Source organism: Pedobacter hiemivivus, from assembly GCF_004331685.1.
GTDB lineage: Bacteria > Bacteroidota > Bacteroidia > Sphingobacteriales > Sphingobacteriaceae > Pedobacter > Pedobacter hiemivivus.
Window position 1 is genome coordinate 319,122 of sequence record NZ_SJSM01000005.1, and the last position, 17,144, is coordinate 336,265.

The 17,144-nt window shown below is 39.4% G+C and carries 16 protein-coding genes; 8 read left to right on the top strand and 8 right to left on the bottom strand.

Annotation, left to right across the window (positions count from 1 at the left end; genetic code table 11):
• Window positions 1–11: 11 nt before the first annotated feature.
• From EZ444_RS11820 to EZ444_RS11830, 3 genes are read right to left on the bottom strand one after another with little or no spacing between them, the layout of a single operon-like run.
• Window positions 12–623: an HAD family hydrolase gene (locus tag EZ444_RS11820; protein WP_131609024.1), complete on the bottom strand. Its 612-nt coding sequence runs from the start codon at window positions 621–623 to the stop codon at window positions 12–14.
• Window positions 611–2,635 (bottom strand): transketolase, encoded by a 2,025-nt coding sequence (tkt, locus tag EZ444_RS11825; protein WP_225874704.1) that lies wholly within the window; start codon window positions 2,633–2,635, stop codon window positions 611–613. Before tkt ends, EZ444_RS11820 begins: the two co-directional genes overlap by 13 nt.
• Complete coding sequence (locus tag EZ444_RS11830) at window positions 2,610–3,512, bottom strand: SPFH domain-containing protein (RefSeq protein ID WP_165503598.1); 903 nt, start codon at window positions 3,510–3,512, stop codon at window positions 2,610–2,612. Before EZ444_RS11830 ends, tkt begins: the two co-directional genes overlap by 26 nt.
• 184 nt (window positions 3,513–3,696) lie before the next feature.
• On the opposite strand from EZ444_RS11830, the gene EZ444_RS11835 reads away from it, so the two are divergent.
• From EZ444_RS11835 to EZ444_RS11850, 4 genes are all read left to right on the top strand, one after another.
• Window positions 3,697–4,785, top strand: coding sequence for an alginate lyase family protein (locus tag EZ444_RS11835; RefSeq protein WP_131609026.1), 1,089 nt, complete (start codon window positions 3,697–3,699; stop codon window positions 4,783–4,785).
• Window positions 4,786–5,014: 229 nt separating this feature from the next.
• On the top strand, window positions 5,015–5,482 hold the full coding sequence (locus EZ444_RS11840) for a hypothetical protein (protein WP_131609028.1): 468 nt from the start codon (window positions 5,015–5,017) through the stop codon (window positions 5,480–5,482).
• A gap of 177 nt (window positions 5,483–5,659) precedes the next feature.
• Complete coding sequence (gene lat, locus EZ444_RS11845) at window positions 5,660–6,991, top strand: L-lysine 6-transaminase (protein WP_131609030.1); 1,332 nt, start codon at window positions 5,660–5,662, stop codon at window positions 6,989–6,991.
• Window positions 6,991–7,395, top strand: a complete 405-nt coding sequence (locus EZ444_RS11850; RefSeq protein WP_131609032.1) for a hypothetical protein — start codon at window positions 6,991–6,993, stop codon at window positions 7,393–7,395. Before lat ends, EZ444_RS11850 begins: the two co-directional genes overlap by 1 nt.
• A 4-nt stretch (window positions 7,396–7,399) precedes the next feature.
• Here the strand turns inward: EZ444_RS11850 and EZ444_RS11855 are convergent, their stop codons facing one another.
• The 4 genes from EZ444_RS11855 to EZ444_RS11870 all read right to left on the bottom strand — a co-directional run bounded on the left by EZ444_RS11855 (window position 7,400) and on the right by EZ444_RS11870 (window position 10,610).
• Complete coding sequence (locus EZ444_RS11855; RefSeq protein WP_131609034.1) at window positions 7,400–8,713, bottom strand: acyl-CoA dehydrogenase family protein; 1,314 nt, start codon at window positions 8,711–8,713, stop codon at window positions 7,400–7,402.
• Window positions 8,714–8,781: 68 nt separating this feature from the next.
• Window positions 8,782–9,498 (bottom strand): bacillithiol biosynthesis deacetylase BshB1, encoded by a 717-nt coding sequence (bshB1, locus tag EZ444_RS11860; RefSeq protein ID WP_131609036.1) that lies wholly within the window; start codon window positions 9,496–9,498, stop codon window positions 8,782–8,784.
• Window positions 9,499–9,505: 7 nt separating this feature from the next.
• Window positions 9,506–9,988: a glutathione peroxidase gene (locus EZ444_RS11865; RefSeq protein WP_131609038.1), complete on the bottom strand. Its 483-nt coding sequence runs from the start codon at window positions 9,986–9,988 to the stop codon at window positions 9,506–9,508.
• Window positions 9,989–9,992: 4 nt separating this feature from the next.
• Window positions 9,993–10,610, bottom strand: coding sequence for a DUF4294 domain-containing protein (locus EZ444_RS11870; protein ID WP_131609040.1), 618 nt, complete (start codon window positions 10,608–10,610; stop codon window positions 9,993–9,995).
• Between the two features lie 248 nt (window positions 10,611–10,858).
• Here EZ444_RS11870 and EZ444_RS11875 point away from each other — a divergent pair, with 248 nt between their 5' ends.
• The 4 genes from EZ444_RS11875 (at window position 10,859) to EZ444_RS11890 (ending at window position 16,281) form a co-directional block, all read left to right on the top strand.
• Window positions 10,859–13,066: a RelA/SpoT family protein gene (locus EZ444_RS11875; protein ID WP_090785886.1), complete on the top strand. Its 2,208-nt coding sequence runs from the start codon at window positions 10,859–10,861 to the stop codon at window positions 13,064–13,066.
• Between the two features lie 63 nt (window positions 13,067–13,129).
• Entirely contained in the window at window positions 13,130–13,621 is a 492-nt protein-coding gene (locus tag EZ444_RS11880) for a Fur family transcriptional regulator (RefSeq protein ID WP_131609042.1), read from the top strand.
• Between the two features lie 33 nt (window positions 13,622–13,654).
• Window positions 13,655–14,932: an adenylosuccinate synthase gene (locus tag EZ444_RS11885; RefSeq protein WP_131609044.1), complete on the top strand. Its 1,278-nt coding sequence runs from the start codon at window positions 13,655–13,657 to the stop codon at window positions 14,930–14,932.
• Window positions 14,933–15,027: 95 nt separating this feature from the next.
• Window positions 15,028–16,281, top strand: a complete 1,254-nt coding sequence (locus EZ444_RS11890) for an anthranilate synthase component I family protein (protein WP_131609046.1) — start codon at window positions 15,028–15,030, stop codon at window positions 16,279–16,281.
• A gap of 48 nt (window positions 16,282–16,329) precedes the next feature.
• On the opposite strand, the gene EZ444_RS11895 is transcribed toward EZ444_RS11890, so the two are convergent.
• Window positions 16,330–17,136: a M48 family metallopeptidase gene (locus EZ444_RS11895; RefSeq protein ID WP_131609048.1), complete on the bottom strand. Its 807-nt coding sequence runs from the start codon at window positions 17,134–17,136 to the stop codon at window positions 16,330–16,332.
• Window positions 17,137–17,144 lie beyond the last annotated feature (8 nt).

The window sequence follows — 17,144 nt, forward strand, 5'->3', positions numbered from 1 at the left end:
GATGTGTATAATTAAACGGAAGATTTAATCTCCTCCAATATTGTTTTAGTACTTAGAAAATCCTGATGATGAATACTTCTGATTCCCAGTTTTTGCGCAGCCTCGGCCAGCATAATCCGATCGTCAAAATACACACATTCTTCTGTGGATACCTGCGCAATTCCCATCGCCAGTTTAAAAATCCCTGGATCTGGTTTACGCATACCTACTTCACAGGAGGATACAAAAGCATCAAAACAATCATGTAACCCAAACTTCTTAATTCGGTAATCATTGAGTTCCCGACCTTCATTATTGATAGAAATAATTCTGAAGCCGCAGCTTCGCTTCCAGTCTTTTAGCCATTGTAGCAATCCAGGTAATTCTTCGGACTGTGCAAACATGAAGGTCTTAAAATCTTCTTTTGTAAAGCTCCTTGGGTGATTAAATACAACGGTATCCAGGTAGTCATCCAGTGTGATTTTACCGATCTCGTAAACATTAAAGATAAAGCTATGCAAGACCTCCATTTCAGAATAATCGAGGTCAAACAACCGGGCGGCCTCTTGTCGGGACTGATGTCCCCAGCCATTGTTTAGCAGTACTCCGCCAACATCAAAAAAAACGACTTTTATGGTCTCCATATAATTTCCATTGCTCTTTTTACCACATTTTCGGAAGTAAAGCCATATTCCTTCAGTACTTCTTCCCCTGGGGCAGATTCACCAAATTTATTAATGCCAATTACATCCCCTTCATCAGTTACATACTTATGCCAGCCCAAGGGAGATCCTGCTTCTACAGCCAATCGTTTTCTTAAAGCTTTCGGAAAGATCTTTTCCTTATAAACTGCGTCTTGTTTTTCGAACAATTCCCAGGAAGGCATACTGACTACCCTTGCGGCAACATTTTTATCCTTTAATTGTTCCTGCGCAGTTAACAACAACTGAACCTCAGAGCCAGTCCCCATCAATATGATTTGTGGTTCCTTTTCAGATTCCGAAAGTATATAAGCGCCCTTTTCAAGTTCGGTCGCTTTGGTATATTTCTCCTGATCAATTACGGGCAATTCCTGCCTGGTTAAAATTAAGGCAACCGGACCATCAGTATGTTCTAATGCTACACGCCAGGCATTAGCAGTTTCATTTGCGTCAGCAGGACGGATCACTGTTAAATTGGGGACAGACCTTAAACCGATCAGCTGTTCTACCGGTTGGTGGGTAGTTCCATCTTCACCTAAACCTATACTATCATGGGTATAGATAAATATAGGGCGGATTTTCATGATTGCTGCCAGCCGAATAGGCGGCCTCATGTAATCCGAAAATATAAGAAATGTAGCACCATAAGGAATAATACACTTACTAAGCGCCATCCCATTTAATATGGCCCCCATAGCATGTTCTCTAATTCCGAAGTGAAAAATACGCCCGCCAGGGTTCGCTGAAGAAAATGACTCATATTTTTTCAGATCTGTATCCGTTGAGGGAGAAAGATCGGCCGAACCGCCCATTAAATGAGGCAAATCATCGGCAATTGCATTCAGTACTTTTCCTGATGCTTTACGAGTTGCTATTTTTTCATCCCCAGCCTTGAAAACTGGCAATTTCTCTTTCCATCCTTTAGGCAGTTTGCCACTGCTTATTAATTCGTATTCATTGGCCAACTCCGGATATTTTCCTTTGTAGCGCTTATACAATTCATTCCAATCTTGCTCCTTTTTAATCCCTTTCTGCCCTGCTTCACGATAATAATGCAAAACCTCTGTGGGGACTTCAAAATGTTGATCAGGATCAAAACCAAATCTTTCCTTAACCAGCCTCAGTTCATCTTCGCCCAATGGTGAGCCATGAGCAGCAGCTGTATCCACTTTATTTGGGCTACCATAACCAATATGAGTTCGCACCTTAATCAATGAAGGCCGTTTCGTTTCCATTTGAGCATTTTTAATGGCTGCAAAAAGTGCGGCGAGATCGTTTCCATCTGCCAGCACCTGTACATGCCAGCCATAGGCTTCAAAGCGCTTCGCTACATCTTCATCAAAGGCGAGATCTGTATTCCCTTCAATGGTAATGTGGTTATCATCGTATAGATAAATGAGATTGCCCAATTGGAGATGCCCTGCTATAGAGGCGGCTTCAGAACTGACACCCTCCATCATATCACCATCACTGCAAATCGCGTAAATCTTATAATCAAACACCTCGAATTCCGGCTTATTGTAACGGTCAGCCATGTGTTTTTGTGCAATTGCAAAACCTACTCCGTTGGCAAAACCTTGTCCCAAGGGGCCTGTAGTGACTTCAATTCCAGCCAACAAACCATACTCTGGATGCCCCGCCGTTTTGCTATGTAATTGCCTGAAATGCTTAAGATCATCCAAAGTAATATCATAACCCGTTAGATACAAAAAACTGTATTGTAGCATACAGGCATGGCCGGCAGATAATATAAAACGGTCGCGATTTGCCCATTCTGGATTTTCGGGATTATAGGTCATACTTTCAGCCCACAAAACATGCCCTATGGGGGCAAGCCCCATTGGTGTTCCCGGATGACCAGAATTTGCTTTTTGAACAGCATCAATGGACAATACACGAACCGTATTGATGCCCAATTGTTGGATAGAATCAGTCTTCATTTGATAGTTTTTCACGTTCCCGGGTTTTGTCCTTCCTCATATTTAAAGGTAGCACACCGGCCATTTCACCAATAACATTTACCAGTTCGGTTCCTGTAGGGATGACTATTTTAGCGTTCGAACGCAATGAGTTCTCTACAGTCTCCAATTTTCTTAACAATTGTGCATTGCCTACAAAGTATTCGTTGGCAGCTTCATTTACCAGCTTAATTGCTTCGGCATCACCTTCAGCATGTAATATTTTCGCTTGTCTTGAACCTTCTGCTTCTTTTATTTTTGCCCGTTTTACACCGTCTGCAGCAGTCTCTGTTGCTGTAGCATAGTCGATGGCCGCTATCTTTTCGTTTTCTGCTTTTACGACCTTGTTCATGGTCTCCTGCACATCCCTAGGTGGATCTATTTCTTTTAATTCTGTACGCACAATGACAATTCCCCAGCTTGCAGTCTCATTTTTCAAGGTATTGTGTAATTCGGAGTTAATTTTCCCCCTTTCACTATTTGCCGATCTTAGAGTAAGTGTCCCTATGATGTTACGCAATGTTGTACGTGCAAGGTTTACGATTTGTAATTTGTAGTTATTTACATTGTATAGAGAACTTTTCACATTCTCTTCGTTTTCTATTACTCTAAAATAGACCTGAGCATCTACACTCGCGTTAAGGTTATCATTCGTGATGATTTCCTGTGGCTGTGCATCAACCATCTGTTCAGTGGTATTGATGACATACATTTTATCGATAAAAGGAATTATCCAATGGAATCCGGGCTGTGCAAACTTGATGTATTTCCCAAGTCGCTCGATGAGCCCCCGATGTGTGGGTCGGACTATTTTAACCCCCATGAAGAATAGTATGATGATTGCGGCAATGATGATGATAACTTGTGTTCCCATTTCCTTTTATGTTTAAATATGTATATTCTACCTAGGTATAAAATCGCATTTAAAAAGTATTCAATGAGTGTTGATCAATAGGAAATCAATTATTTAAACATAAAAAAACAGGCATTTGTTTTATATTAACCATATTAAACTTTTAAGCCAAATCTTATTCTAATCCGCTTTAAACCTTTTTCCCATGATGAGAAAAACCCTATTTTTTGCTATAGTACTATTGTTTTCTGCTCATGCTAAGGCGCAATATGTTAGTTTGAACGACAACGAGGTCCATAAATTGAAAACACTGATCGGTATTGATGCCCATGCGAAAAAACTGTATACCAAATATCAGGTCATTGCCGATGCTGCCGTAAAGGAAAATCCACAGCCAATCGACACAATACGCACCGAGGGGTTATTAAAAGGCAACCCAAAAAAAACAGCTACCATTAATGCTTTGCGTGATATGAGTAAGATGTATGCACTTGCCATTTGCTACCGCATAGAAGGCAAAAAGAGTTACTTAGAAAGCCTTGCTTCGTATTTAACAGCTTGGGCAAAAGTTAACACTTCGCGTGGCAACCCTATTGATGACACCAATCTGGAAGATGCGATTACAGCTTATGACTTGGTGAAAACATATTTACAACCAAAGGATAATGAATTAATAGTCAAATGGCTTAGCCAAGCCGCAAATGCGGGGATAACCTTCTATAGCAAATCCTCAAAAAAAATGACATCTTATAACAACTGGCGCTCGCATCAGCTAAAAATAGTTGGCTTGATCGCCTATGCCATTGATGATGCCGGGTATAAAAAATATGTGGACGAGCATTTGAAAATCCAGATAGAGAAAAACCTATATGCAGATGGATCGGGTGTTGATTTTAAGCACAGAGATGCGCTACACTATCATGTTTATACCTTAGAGCCATTCCTTAGGCTAGCCATTGTTTTAAAACGTGCCACTGGGGTTGACGCATACAGCGCCGTATCTGCAAGCGAGTCTTCTATCCAAAAATCTGTTGAATGGCTAATGCCTTACGCTACCAGTGAAAAAACGCACGGTGAATACGTAAATTCTACGGTTAAATTTGATCAGGCTCGCGCCAAAAATGGCGAAAGTGCCTATGAAGCCGGAAATTTATGGAAACCAAAATCGGGACTTAAAGTATTGGCCTTAGCTGCTTATTTTGATCCGCAATATAACAGCATCATTAAAATAGTTGTAAGTACAACAAATGACTATAGCGATTGGCAGTTGGTATTGAATAACGTGATGATGTAACCCATTAATTCACTGTAATACAGCTACATTATTTATTCTTTTATCTTTTTTTATTATTATCGTCAAGTATTTATAATTATATTTGTATCAGAATGACACTACAACCATTACATATAAAGAATTCATCTAAAGGATTTTTAGACCTCGTTACTAAGCTTAAGGCTGATAAGGACGCGAAGGTAAAGGCGTTGCTTTCTAAAAAAACGACCATTAAAAAGTAGTTTAATTAATGCCTCTCGAAGAAAGTTATTCCTTAACTACCAAGGAAGGTCACGAATACAGAATTGGCTTTTCTCCATTTGACATTTTTGCAACGCCTAAATCATTAACTAAACCTATTGTTGATGTTGTTATAGCAATTGATGATAACAAAGGAATAAATAATGCTAGTACATTATTCGAATTTTCAAAAATTATAAAAGAATATCTTTTTAAGAATGATGTAATTCTTTATTGTTATTGTGATAATAAGGAAATTGAAAGGGGCAAAAAACATCAACATCTCAGTCCTCAGGAATATAGGAGCTTATTATTTGAAAAAATGTTTGATAAAGCATCAAATAAAGATTTCATTAATAAGCCAATACTTCTTATTGACGCAACAGATAATAAACACTGCATTCATTTCTTCTCTAGCACTCAAAATCTTGATCAAATTGAATTGCTTTCTGAAGAACTTTACAAAGCAAAAGGATAATTAATATTAAATTCTTCAAAAAAAAACATCAACATTTGATAGACCAAAATCGATTCTATTACAAAAACATACTTTAAACTGTTTAAACCTAGATTTTGCATAAAACCCTGAAATAGTGCCTGTATTTGTTAATTTGGCGGTTTTCATTACATTTGGAATATACCAAAAACAAAAACTATGTATCAACTAACTGTAGCTCCGGACAAGGTAAATGAAACCCTAAGTAAGCACATTTTAGCCGATGGGTTTGATTTAACTTACGACATGGAACAAAGTCAGGGTGCTTATATTTACGATTCCAAAAACAAGCGTACCCTACTCGACTTTTTCACTTGCTTTGCTTCAGTTCCTTTGGGTTATAATCATCCTAAAATGATCAATGATGAGGCCTTCAAAAAGAACCTTTTGCAAGCTGCCTTAGCCAACCCATCTAACTCGGATGTTTATACACAGCAGTATGCACAATTTGTTGATACTTTTGCTAAACATGGTATGCCTGATTATTTACCCCATGCCTTTTTTATTGCAGGTGGCGGATTGGCGGTCGAAAATGCCATTAAAGTTGCCATGGACTGGAAAGTTCAGAAAAACTTTGCCAAAGGCTATAAAGAAGAAAGAGGCTTTAAAGTACTCCATTTTGAAAAAGCATTTCATGGTCGCACTGGCTATACCTTAAGCTTAACCAATACACTTCCTGATAAAACCAAGTGGTTTGCCAAATTCGACTGGCCAAGAGTTTCTGTACCTGTAGTTAAATTTCCTTTACAGGACGAAAATCTGAAAGTAGCCGTCGAGACAGAAGCCACTTCTATTGCCCAAATTAAACAAGCTTTTGCGGATAACAAAGATGATATCTGTGCAATTATAGTTGAACCCATACAATCTGAAGGCGGTGACAACCATTTGCGTGAAGAGTTTTTAATCCAATTGAAAGCCCTTGCTGATGAGCATGATGCTTTTCTTATTTATGATGAAGTACAAACTGGTGTAGGCCTAACCGGGAAGTTCTGGTGCCATCAACACTTTAGTGAGCAAGCTCGTCCGGATATTGTTGCATTTGGTAAGAAAATGCAGGTTTGCGGTATTTTGGTGGGTAACAAAGTGGATCAGGTAGAAAACAACGTATTTAAAGTTTCTTCCCGCATCAATTCTACATGGGGCGGTAACCTGGTTGATATGGTTAGGTCTTCCCAGATCCTGGATATCGTTGCTGAGGATAACCTATGTGAAAATGCCAGAATAGTTGGCGATTATTTAAAGGCAGGCTTGCAAGAACTGGCAGCCAAATATAATATCATCAGTAACGTTCGCGGTAAAGGCTTACTTTGCGCTTTTGATTTTGCCGATAAAGCTACCCGCGATGCTTTTATACAAAAAGGGATGGAGCATAATGTGATGTTCCTGGGATGTGGCAGTCAAACTATTCGTTTCAGACCAGCACTATGTATTGAGAAAAAACATATTGATGAGGGCTTAGCTGTTATGAACCTTATATTACCCTCTTTATAATGGGTAATAAAAAATTAAACGCTTTACTATCCGTACTCGTTATTGCATTAATCGTATGGATGGTTAAAGGCACATTTATGCAGCCCGGAGTTAATGATTTAAAAGGTGGATTTAAAGAGGTTGCCCATTACCGCAATGAAAACAATACGGGGCCTATTCAGCATGTATTTTCGGTTAGCGTAAAAGATACGGCTGTAGCTGAACTAGAGACTTATGGCAATTTTATGCCGCATCATAAAGGAGGGAATACCAAAGTATATTTCTTTTTAGAAGGAACTGAAGTACCCGACAAGCTTTATGCAGGAAAAGAAAACTTTGATCCGCAGTACAATACTTACTGTATTGCCCTTTACGAAAAAACCGCAATGGGCAATACCAGTATAGGGAAGAACCCTTTTAAGTAAGAAATTAAACGAAAGCGGAAAAGCCTGTAATGGCTCGACCTACAATGAGTGTATTGATCTCTTTGGTCCCTTCATAAGAATAGATGGCTTCGGCATCCGCTACAAAACGGGCCACATCATATTCCAATAGAATACCGTTACCACCCATTACTTCTCGTGCCCGGCTGACTACATCCCGGGTACGCATAGAGCAGAATACTTTTGCTAAAGAGGCATGTGCATCAGTTAACAAGCCCTGATCCTGCAATTGCGAAAGTCTGAAACAAAGGGTTTGCATTGCTGTAAGATTAGAAAGCATTTCTACCAGGTGGTTCTGAATCAACTGGTAGGAAGCTATAGGTCTACCGAATTGCTTTCTTGTTGTGGTATAGCTTAAAGCACTTTCATAAGCCCCCCTTGCACAACCTACCGCTTGCCAGGCTACTCCTGCCCTGGTCATCTTTAACACTTTGGCCGTATCTTTAAATGAATTGGCATTTTGCAGACGATCTTCTTCGTCGACTTCACAATTGGTTAAGGTGATCAATCCATTTTGTACAATGCGCAGGGCCATTTTATCTTGCATCTTTTCGACAGCAAAACCTGTAGTACCTTTTCTGACCAAGAAACCTTTAACTTGATTGTCGTCAACATCTCTAGCCCATATGATCGTAACATCGGAAAAAGTAGCATTGCCGATCCATTTCTTCTGGCCGTTTAAAATCCACTTACTTCCATTTCTTTTGGCTGTAGTTGTTAAGCCTCCTGCCACCCCAGAACCTACTTCTGGCTCGGTTAAGCCGAAAGCTCCAATGATCTTCATCTGCTGCATATCGGGTAACCATTCTTGCTTCTGCGCTTCGGAACCTAACAGGTAAATAGAGCCCATCGCTAAGCCACTCTGAACACCAAAAAAAGTAGATATAGAAGTATCTATTCTCGCCATCTCCATAGCTAGCATCCCCTCCATTAAATTGGATTTACCCATGCAACCATAGCCCTGGTAGGTAAGACCACAGATATTTAATTCAGCAATTTTAGGGATCAACTCAAATGGAAACGCTGCCTTAAGCCAATACTTATTGACAATAGGCTTCACTTCCTTTTCCAAAAAGGCCCGAACTTTTAGCTGCAATGCTCTATCTTCATCTTTTAAAGCTTCATCACCTAGATGATAAAAATCACCCTCAACCGGGGGGATTTGGCGCTCCTTGTGAGGGGCCCCAATCAACTTCATTAGTCCTTGTAATTGGGTCTCATCCAGGTTAGAAAACTTCTCAAAATCTACATTTTTTAAAAGGGTATAGGCCTTTTTTAAGGATGAAAAGATATTAGCCATAGTAAACTGTTTAAAATAGAACAGTTTAAATCGCCTTTTGTTGGCTCATAGCCGATATCAGGAAACAACTACCTCAAGTTAAACAGGTTATCTACCCCCAATAATTTATGGGAAGTAAATCCTTCGCCATAGGTAGCACCAACGGTTTTACCAAATTCCCGGGCACGGCCAATCACGCTTTCAAAAAACTCAGGCGAGGAAATGTATGTATCTGGCTCGTCTAGTTCGGGATTGAAGAACTGAGTCTTAAATGCTTTAATAGCGGCTATTTTAGTTTCAAAATAAGGTGTAATGTCGATGATAACATCAGGCTTGATGTAACGATCCTGAATATATTGTAATACCAATCTCGGCCTCCATGCCTCTTGCGCCACACCGTCAACTTGGGTACTTACTTTGGATAAGCCCGACAAAAAGCAAGCATCATTGACTAAGTCTCCAGCCCGACCATGATCAGGATGTCTATCATGTAATGCATTGGTCAATACTAACTCTGGTTGGTATTTACGAATCATTTTAACCACCTCTAACTGGTGGGCTTCATTATTCTCAAAAAAACCATCTCTAAATCTCAGGTTTTCACGTGCGTGTAAGCCCATGATCACTGCAGAATCAGCAGCCTCTTGATCACGCATTTCTGCAGATCCACGGGTTCCTAACTCCCCTCTTGTAAGATCAATGATTCCAACTTTCTTTCCTAACGCAATATGCTTTACAATAGTTCCAGAGCATCCCAGCTCTGCATCGTCCGGATGGACGGCAAATACCAATATATCTAACTTCATACAATCTTTAAAAATTAATTAGCCGTTGTATTTTCTTCTTTACTTTGGAAGAAAGCGGCTTTGTAAATGGGAAAAAGTAGTCAACTACTTCTCCATCTTTATCAATGAGGTATTTATGAAAATTCCATCTTGGTGTAGAGGTCTGTGTAAGAAACTTAAATAACGGATGAGCATACTCGCCACGCACCATGATTTTTTCAAATACAGGAAACTGAACACCAAAATTCACTTCACAAAAAGTACTAATGGCTGTACCTTCTAAAGGCTCCTGTCTACCAAAATCATTTGAAGGTAAGCCAAGAATTTCAAAACGTTCCGTCCCTAGTTCATCTCTTAGCTCCTGCAGCTCCTTTAATTGAGGGGCAAAACCACAGCCGGATGCAATATTAACAATTAGTAATACTTTGTTTTTATAGTCGGAAAGCTTCTTTTCAGTTCCATTAATGAGCTTCACCTTAAATTGGTGGACACTTTTAGATTGGTCAGACATAGTTTTATTGATAAAACCCTGAAGAAATGATAATAGACTCAATATCTCGATCCTCCTGCGGGCTATATGTACTTTTCAGATTATGGCCTACTACTCTTGCTACAGATTGGTAGACAAACGCTGTAACACCACCTTTTGTTTCTTTTATAATATCATAAGTGGTTCTCCCCAACTCACGGTCTATTAATTTCGTTAAAATTTGGCCTTGAGTAATGGTCAGTTCTTTGATCTCTCTGTTAAACATTTCCTTGATCTCTTTATCACATTGTTTAACGAGTTTTTTTTGTTCTTTTTTATCGCCAGTTACGGCAAGCTCGCGCTCGAGTTGCTCGTATCTTCTCTTCGCAAATAAAGCATACGGCATCACTTTCATTACATTGTAACGCAACCGATTAAAAGCCGTCTGGTCCGCCTGAGATTTGAAGATCCTAACGCCATAGATTACCACCTCATCTAATGGTATCCAGGGAATCATTTCTCCATCCACATTAGTTGATGCTACCCTTATTGTATCATTTTTTCCCATCACCGGCATTTTTACAGGCAACGAGCTCACCTGCGCTTTTACAGAAGCGCCTGTAATCATGACAATTAAAGGAATAAACAACCTATAAAAATTCATAAATTTATAACTCCTTCAAAGTTAGGGCTAATTTTATATTTTTGTTCCATTACTAATCTAATATACCCATTTAACCATAAATTGATATATTTTTTACGTAAATAATACAATTATACCCATTCATAAATGTCTATTTAGGACAACCATTTATTTGGTAGAATTATTGTATATTATGGGAATAACGAAAATATGAGGAAACCATTGTATATAATGGCTCCATTGCAAGCAAAAAGACAAAGACGAGACCAATGAAGAACGCATTAGTGATAGATTTAGAAGCGGAGAAACAAGAGATACTGAAAAGATACCGTGCCCTTTTGCGTGCCTGTAAACCAACCATGCAACGTGGTGATAAAAAGGAGATTAGAAAAGCATTTGACATGGCCCTGGAAAGCCATAAAAACATGCGGCGGAAATCAGGAGAACCATATATCTACCATCCAATTGCTGTAGCACAAATTGCGGCGGAAGAAATTGGACTGGGAACCACATCAATAGTTTGTGCCCTCCTACACGATGTGGTAGAGGACACTGACATTACTTTAGAGGATATTGAACGCGAGTTTGGCAAGAAAACTGCTAAAATCATTGATGGATTGACTAAAATATCAGGCGTTTTTGACTACAACAGCTCCCTGCAGGCAGAGAACTTCAGAAAAATGCTCCTTACCCTTGCTGATGATGTAAGGGTGATTCTGATTAAACTGGCCGACCGCTTGCATAATATGCGTACCATGGACTTTATGCCAAGGCAAAAACAGCTTAAGATTGCTTCGGAAACCATTTACCTGTATGCCCCCCTGGCCCATCGTTTAGGTTTATACACCATCAAGTCTGAACTGGAAGATCTCTCGATGAAATATCTGGAGCCAGATACTTATAAATACATCGCCACACAACTGAACGAGAAAAAAGCGGAAAGAACGCTATTTATCAAAAGGTTTGTGGAACCAATCAACGAAATTCTGGCCGAACAAGGACTAACGGCCGATATTTATGGTCGCCCGAAATCCATCCATTCGATATGGAATAAGATGAAAAGCAAAAACATTCCATTTGAAGAAGTCTATGACCTTTTTGCCATCAGGATTATTTTAGACAGTCCGCCTGAAAATGAAAAGGCAGATTGCTGGAAAGCCTATTCGATTGTAACGGATCTTTATCGCCCTAACCCGGATCGTTTGCGTGACTGGGTATCCTCACCAAAAGGAAATGGCTATGAGTCGCTACATACTACTGTAATGGGCCCTAAAGGACAATGGGTTGAAGTACAAATCCGTACACAACGCATGAATGAAATTGCTGAAAAGGGCTTTGCGGCACACTGGAAATATAAAGAGTCGAGCAATGACAATGGCCTGGATCAATGGATCATGAAAGTTAGGGAAATGCTGAACAATCCGGAAGCCAATGCTTTAGATTTTCTGGACGATTTCAAGATGAACCTTTTCTCTGATGAGATCTTCATTTTTACACCTAAAGGAGCTTTACTTCAACTGCCATTGGGTGCAACTGCGTTAGATTTTGCGTTTGAAATTCATACAGATGTAGGTGCAAAATGTATTGGTGCAAAAGTGAACCACAAACTGGTTCCTTTATCGTACAAACTACAAAACGGCGACCAGGTAGAAATCATTACTTCCAGCAAGCAATCGCCTAAGGAAGATTGGTTAAACATTGTGGTGACTGCCAAAGCTAAGTCTAAAATTAAATCTTCCTTAAAAGAAGAAAAGAGAAAAGTTGCCGAAATCGGTAAGGAAACATTGGAGCGTAAAATGAAGTCGCTTAAGATTACTTACAATACGGACAACTTAAATAAGCTGAGTTACTTCTTTAAACTACCTTCAACTCAGGAGCTCTTCATTGCTGTGGCAAAAGGGAAGATTGAATTAAAAGACTTAAAAGATTACTTGGCCAGCGAAAAGGAAATAGAAAACCGCGGTGCTGAAAAAAGTGACAATCAACAAATTGACGCCTTATTGAACAAGGTAAAAGGTCCTGAATCGGACATTTTATTAATTGGTGAGGATCTGCAAAAAATAGATTATACCTTAGCGGCTTGCTGTAACCCGATTCCAGGTGATGATGTTTTTGGCTTTGTAACAGTTAATGAGGGCATAAAAATACATCGGACCAATTGCCCGAATGCAGCACAGCTGATGGCCAATTATGGTTACCGCGTAGTAAAAGCGAAATGGAACAGACAAAAAGAACTGACCTTCTTAACCGGATTGCATATTATCGGTATTGATGATGTTGGTTTAATCAATAACATTACTAAAGTTATATCAAACGATTTTAAGGTAAATATGCGTTCTATAACTGTAGATACTGATAATGGTATTTTTGATGGTTCGATCATGATCTTTGTAAATGACAAAGAACACCTGGATAACCTGATTAAAAATCTGTTAGAAGTTAAAGGTGTAACGGGCGTTACCCGTTTTGATGCCTAAAAATAACAATAAATCGTACCGATTATATAAAAAATTGATACCTTTGAAAGGAGTTTAAAAACTATGTCGACAAATCACAACAGCGAGTTGGTTAGGAAAATATTCGAAGCCTACCTCGAAAATAAAAATCTGAGAAAAACACCGGAACGTTTTGCCATCCTAGAAGAAATTTACTCAAGAGATGACCATTTCGATGTAGAGACCCTCTATATCCACATGAAAAATCAAAAATATCGTGTGAGCAGGGCAACAGTATACAATACATTAGAGCTATTAGTTTCATGTGACCTGGTTACTAAACATCAGTTTGGTAAAAACATGGCTCAGTTTGAAAAGTCTTATGGCTATCATCAGCATGACCATATTATCTGTATTGATTGCGCAAAAGTTGTAGAATTCTGCGACCCACGCATCCAACAGATACAAAGTATGGTTGGTGAGCTATTGAAGTTTGAAATCAAACACCACTCTTTAAATCTTTATGGCGTTTGTTTCGATTGTGCAGCTAAGGCAGCAATGAACAGTCAGAATGCTGACATAAAACATGCAAGTTAACCAATATAATATTTCCATTTTTAAATTTAAATAATGACGCAAGTAGACGTGCTTCTGGGCCTACAATGGGGCGATGAAGGCAAGGGAAAAATTGTTGATGTACTAAGTCCACAATATGATTTGATAGCTCGTTTTCAAGGCGGTCCGAATGCCGGCCATACTTTAGAGTTTGATGGCAAAAAGTTTGTTTTAAATACTATACCTTCAGGTATCTTCAATGAAAAAACAATGAACCTGATTGGAAATGGTGTGGTAATTGATCCCATCATTTTAAAAAGGGAATTAGATAACCTGAAAAAAGCAGGTCATGATCCTGTTGCTAAAGGCAAACTGGTAATTGCCCGTAAAGCACACCTTATTTTACCTACTCACCAATTGCTGGATGCAGCAAATGAGCAAAAAATGGGTAAAGATAAAATTGGTTCTACGTTAAAAGGTATTGGTCCAACTTATATGGACAAAACTGGTCGTAATGGCCTAAGGGTTGGTGATACTACCCTACCTGATTTCAAAGACCGTTACAATAAACTGGTAGAGAAACACAAAGAAATACTTTCTCATTACGAATTTGAATACGATTTAGCTGAAAAAGAAGCTGCTTTCTTTGAAGCGATTGAATTCATCAAAACCATACCTCATGTAGATAGTGAGCACTATGTAAATGGTTTCCTAAAAGAAGGAAAAAAGGTATTGGCTGAAGGTGCCCAAGGAACATTATTGGACATCGATTTCGGTTCTTATCCTTTTGTAACTTCTTCAAACACGACTACTGCCGGTGCTTGTACTGGTTTAGGTATTGCGCCTAATAAAATTGGTCATGTTTATGGTATTTTTAAAGCTTATTGTACCCGTGTTGGTGGTGGTCCTTTCCCTACTGAGCTGGATGATGAGGTTGGAGAAAACCTACGTCAGGTTGGTCATGAGTTTGGTGCAACTACAGGCCGTGCCCGTCGTTGCGGATGGATTGATCTTCCGGCATTAAAATATGCAATCATGTTGAACGGTGTTACTGAACTGATCATGATGAAAGCAGACGTATTAGACGGTTTTGATACCATCTATGCCTGTACACATTATGAGCACAATGGTGAAACCATCGATTATATGCCATACGACATCATTTCTGTTAAACCGACTCCGGTATTAAAAGCAATTGATGGTTGGAAAACAGATGTAACCAAAGTAAACAAAGTAGCAGACATTCCTGCTAAGCTTGCTGATTACATCGCTTTCCTTGAAAAAGAACTTCAAGTACCGGTTAAATTCCTTTCTGTTGGACCAGATAGAGTTCAAACATTGGAATTAAACTAAAGGTTTCAATCCTATTGAAAAAAGGGGTGGTATTCTGAATAAGATTACCGCCCCTTTTTTGTAGAAATAAATGCGTTACATTTGCGCAAATTAAAATGAGAGTTCCGGATCTACCATCGTTCAAACAAAAAGCATTAAAATGGGCCGCTGCCGCTGAGGTATGTTGTGTCCTCGACTCCAATGACTACAAAGATCAGTACAGTAAATTTGATCTGCTGCTGGCTGTGGGTTCAAAAGAAGAACTAAACACCAACTCGGCCCATAAATTTAATGACCTGAAGGCTTTTTATGATCAGCAAAAGACCTGGATGTTCGGATTGCTTAACTATGAGCTAAAGAATGAAGTAGAACAGCTGGAATCGGCTAACCCAGACTCACTCAACTTTCCTGAATTGTTTTTCTTTATTCCGAAATACCTGCTCGTTATTAAAGGTGATCAGGTAGAAGTTTTAATCGGTGGAATAGAGGTTATAGATACTATTGATCAATTTAACTACGAAGTTGCGATAGATAAGACGACCATCCACATACAAAACAGAATTTCAACGGAGGTATATCTTAAGACTGTTGAAACCCTACAGCAACATATTGCACGCGGTGATATTTATGAGGTTAATTTTTGCCAGGAATTTTTCGCTGAGCACGCAGTTATCGACCCTATTGAGATTTATACACAGCTATGTAAGCTCTCTCCTACTCCATTTGCTGGTTTCTTTAAAATAAAAGACCAGTATATCCTTTCGGCCAGTCCGGAAAGGTATTTATGTAAAAGAGGGAACAAGTTGATTTCTCAGCCCATTAAAGGCACAGCTAAACGCAGTGCAGATCAAACAACAGATTTACAAATTAAAGCGGCTCTGAGGTTAAATGCGAAGGAACAAGCCGAAAATGTAATGATTGTGGATCTGGTAAGAAATGACCTGACCAAAGCAGCAGTAAACGGGAGTGTTAAAGTTGAGGAACTTTTTGGAATCTACGGGTTCCCACAAGTATACCAGATGATATCAACCATTAGCTGTACGATAAATCCTGAAATTCATTTTATAGATGCCATACGGCATACTTTCCCGATGGGCTCCATGACTGGTGCTCCTAAGGTAAAAGCAATGCAGCTGATAGAAGCATATGAATTTAGCAAGCGTGGAGCATACTCAGGTGCATTTGGCTACATTACCCCTGAAGCTGATTTTGATTTCAATGTGATCATTCGCAGCATCCTGTATGATGCAGCAAAAGAATACCTATCCTTCCAGGTTGGTGGCGCCATTACCTACGCTGCCGATGCGAATGCTGAATACGAAGAATGTATGCTGAAAGCCTCGGCTATCATTCAAACCTTGAAGCCATAAAAAAAGGCCACCATAATTGGTAGCCTATCCTTATAATTTTAATCCCTTTTAAGGTTTGTAATACTTCATTGCTTCTGGTATATCCCTTTGTATTTGGGCAATACGTGTAGCATCACTTGGGTGAGTACTTAAAAACTCAGCAGGCTTCTGCCCACCAGCCGAGGCTGTAGCCATTCTTTGCCAGAAAGCAGTCGCATTATTAGGATTATAACCAGCCATAGCCATAAAGATCAAGCCCAATTTATCTGCTTCCAATTCCTGATTACGCGAATATTTAAGCATAACCAATGGCGTACCTACTCCATACAACGTATTAAATACGCCTTGGCTCTTAGGATTATTTGACAAAAGTCCCGAGCCTAAAGCCCCAAGCCCTTGTGAAGCCATCTCCTGAGACATCCGTTCAGCACTATGTCCAGCAATAGCATGAGCAATCTCGTGCCCCATTACTGTAGCTAAACCCGCATCATCCTTGGTAACAGGAAGAATACCGCTATATACTACTATTTTCCCTCCCGGCATACACCAGGCGTTCAGTTCTTTACTTTGAACAAGGTTCACCTCCCATTGGTAATCTTTAATCAGGTTACCGTAGTTGTTGTTGTTCATATAGGTTTTTACTGCAGCAATAAGCTTGTTGCCAACCATTTTAACCTTTGATGCTTGTGCATTAGATGCAGGCAATACAGCGTTTTTATTTTCGGTTAGGAATGTGCTATAGGCTTGGAATGCCATTGGCAAAACCTGATCATCACTTACCAGGTTCAATCTGCTACGTCCTGTTAAAGGAACTGTAGTGCAGGATGAGAAGGCTAACCCTATTACGGTTACACCTACAATAAATATTTTTTTCATAAGTTTTA

Excerpts from the sequence above, each read along its gene's own strand:
- EZ444_RS11820 (WP_131609024.1), bottom strand. The coding sequence starts at position 623 with ATGGAGACCATAAAAGTCGTTTTTTTTGATGTTGGCGGAGTACTGCTA.
- EZ444_RS11830 (WP_165503598.1), bottom strand. The coding sequence starts at position 3,512 with ATGGGAACACAAGTTATCATCATCATTGCCGCAATCATCATACTATTC.
- EZ444_RS11835 (WP_131609026.1), top strand. The coding sequence starts at position 3,697 with ATGATGAGAAAAACCCTATTTTTTGCTATAGTACTATTGTTTTCTGCT.
- EZ444_RS11840 (WP_131609028.1), top strand. The coding sequence starts at position 5,015 with ATGCCTCTCGAAGAAAGTTATTCCTTAACTACCAAGGAAGGTCACGAA.
- lat (WP_131609030.1), top strand. The coding sequence starts at position 5,660 with ATGTATCAACTAACTGTAGCTCCGGACAAGGTAAATGAAACCCTAAGT.
- EZ444_RS11850 (WP_131609032.1), top strand. The coding sequence starts at position 6,991 with ATGGGTAATAAAAAATTAAACGCTTTACTATCCGTACTCGTTATTGCA.
- EZ444_RS11855 (WP_131609034.1), bottom strand. The coding sequence starts at position 8,713 with ATGGCTAATATCTTTTCATCCTTAAAAAAGGCCTATACCCTTTTAAAA.
- bshB1 (WP_131609036.1), bottom strand. The coding sequence starts at position 9,498 with ATGAAGTTAGATATATTGGTATTTGCCGTCCATCCGGACGATGCAGAG.
- EZ444_RS11865 (WP_131609038.1), bottom strand. The coding sequence starts at position 9,988 with ATGTCTGACCAATCTAAAAGTGTCCACCAATTTAAGGTGAAGCTCATT.
- EZ444_RS11870 (WP_131609040.1), bottom strand. The coding sequence starts at position 10,610 with ATGAATTTTTATAGGTTGTTTATTCCTTTAATTGTCATGATTACAGGC.
- EZ444_RS11875 (WP_090785886.1), top strand. The coding sequence starts at position 10,859 with ATGAAGAACGCATTAGTGATAGATTTAGAAGCGGAGAAACAAGAGATA.
- EZ444_RS11880 (WP_131609042.1), top strand. The coding sequence starts at position 13,130 with ATGTCGACAAATCACAACAGCGAGTTGGTTAGGAAAATATTCGAAGCC.
- EZ444_RS11885 (WP_131609044.1), top strand. The coding sequence starts at position 13,655 with ATGACGCAAGTAGACGTGCTTCTGGGCCTACAATGGGGCGATGAAGGC.
- EZ444_RS11890 (WP_131609046.1), top strand. The coding sequence starts at position 15,028 with ATGAGAGTTCCGGATCTACCATCGTTCAAACAAAAAGCATTAAAATGG.
- EZ444_RS11895 (WP_131609048.1), bottom strand. The coding sequence starts at position 17,136 with ATGAAAAAAATATTTATTGTAGGTGTAACCGTAATAGGGTTAGCCTTC.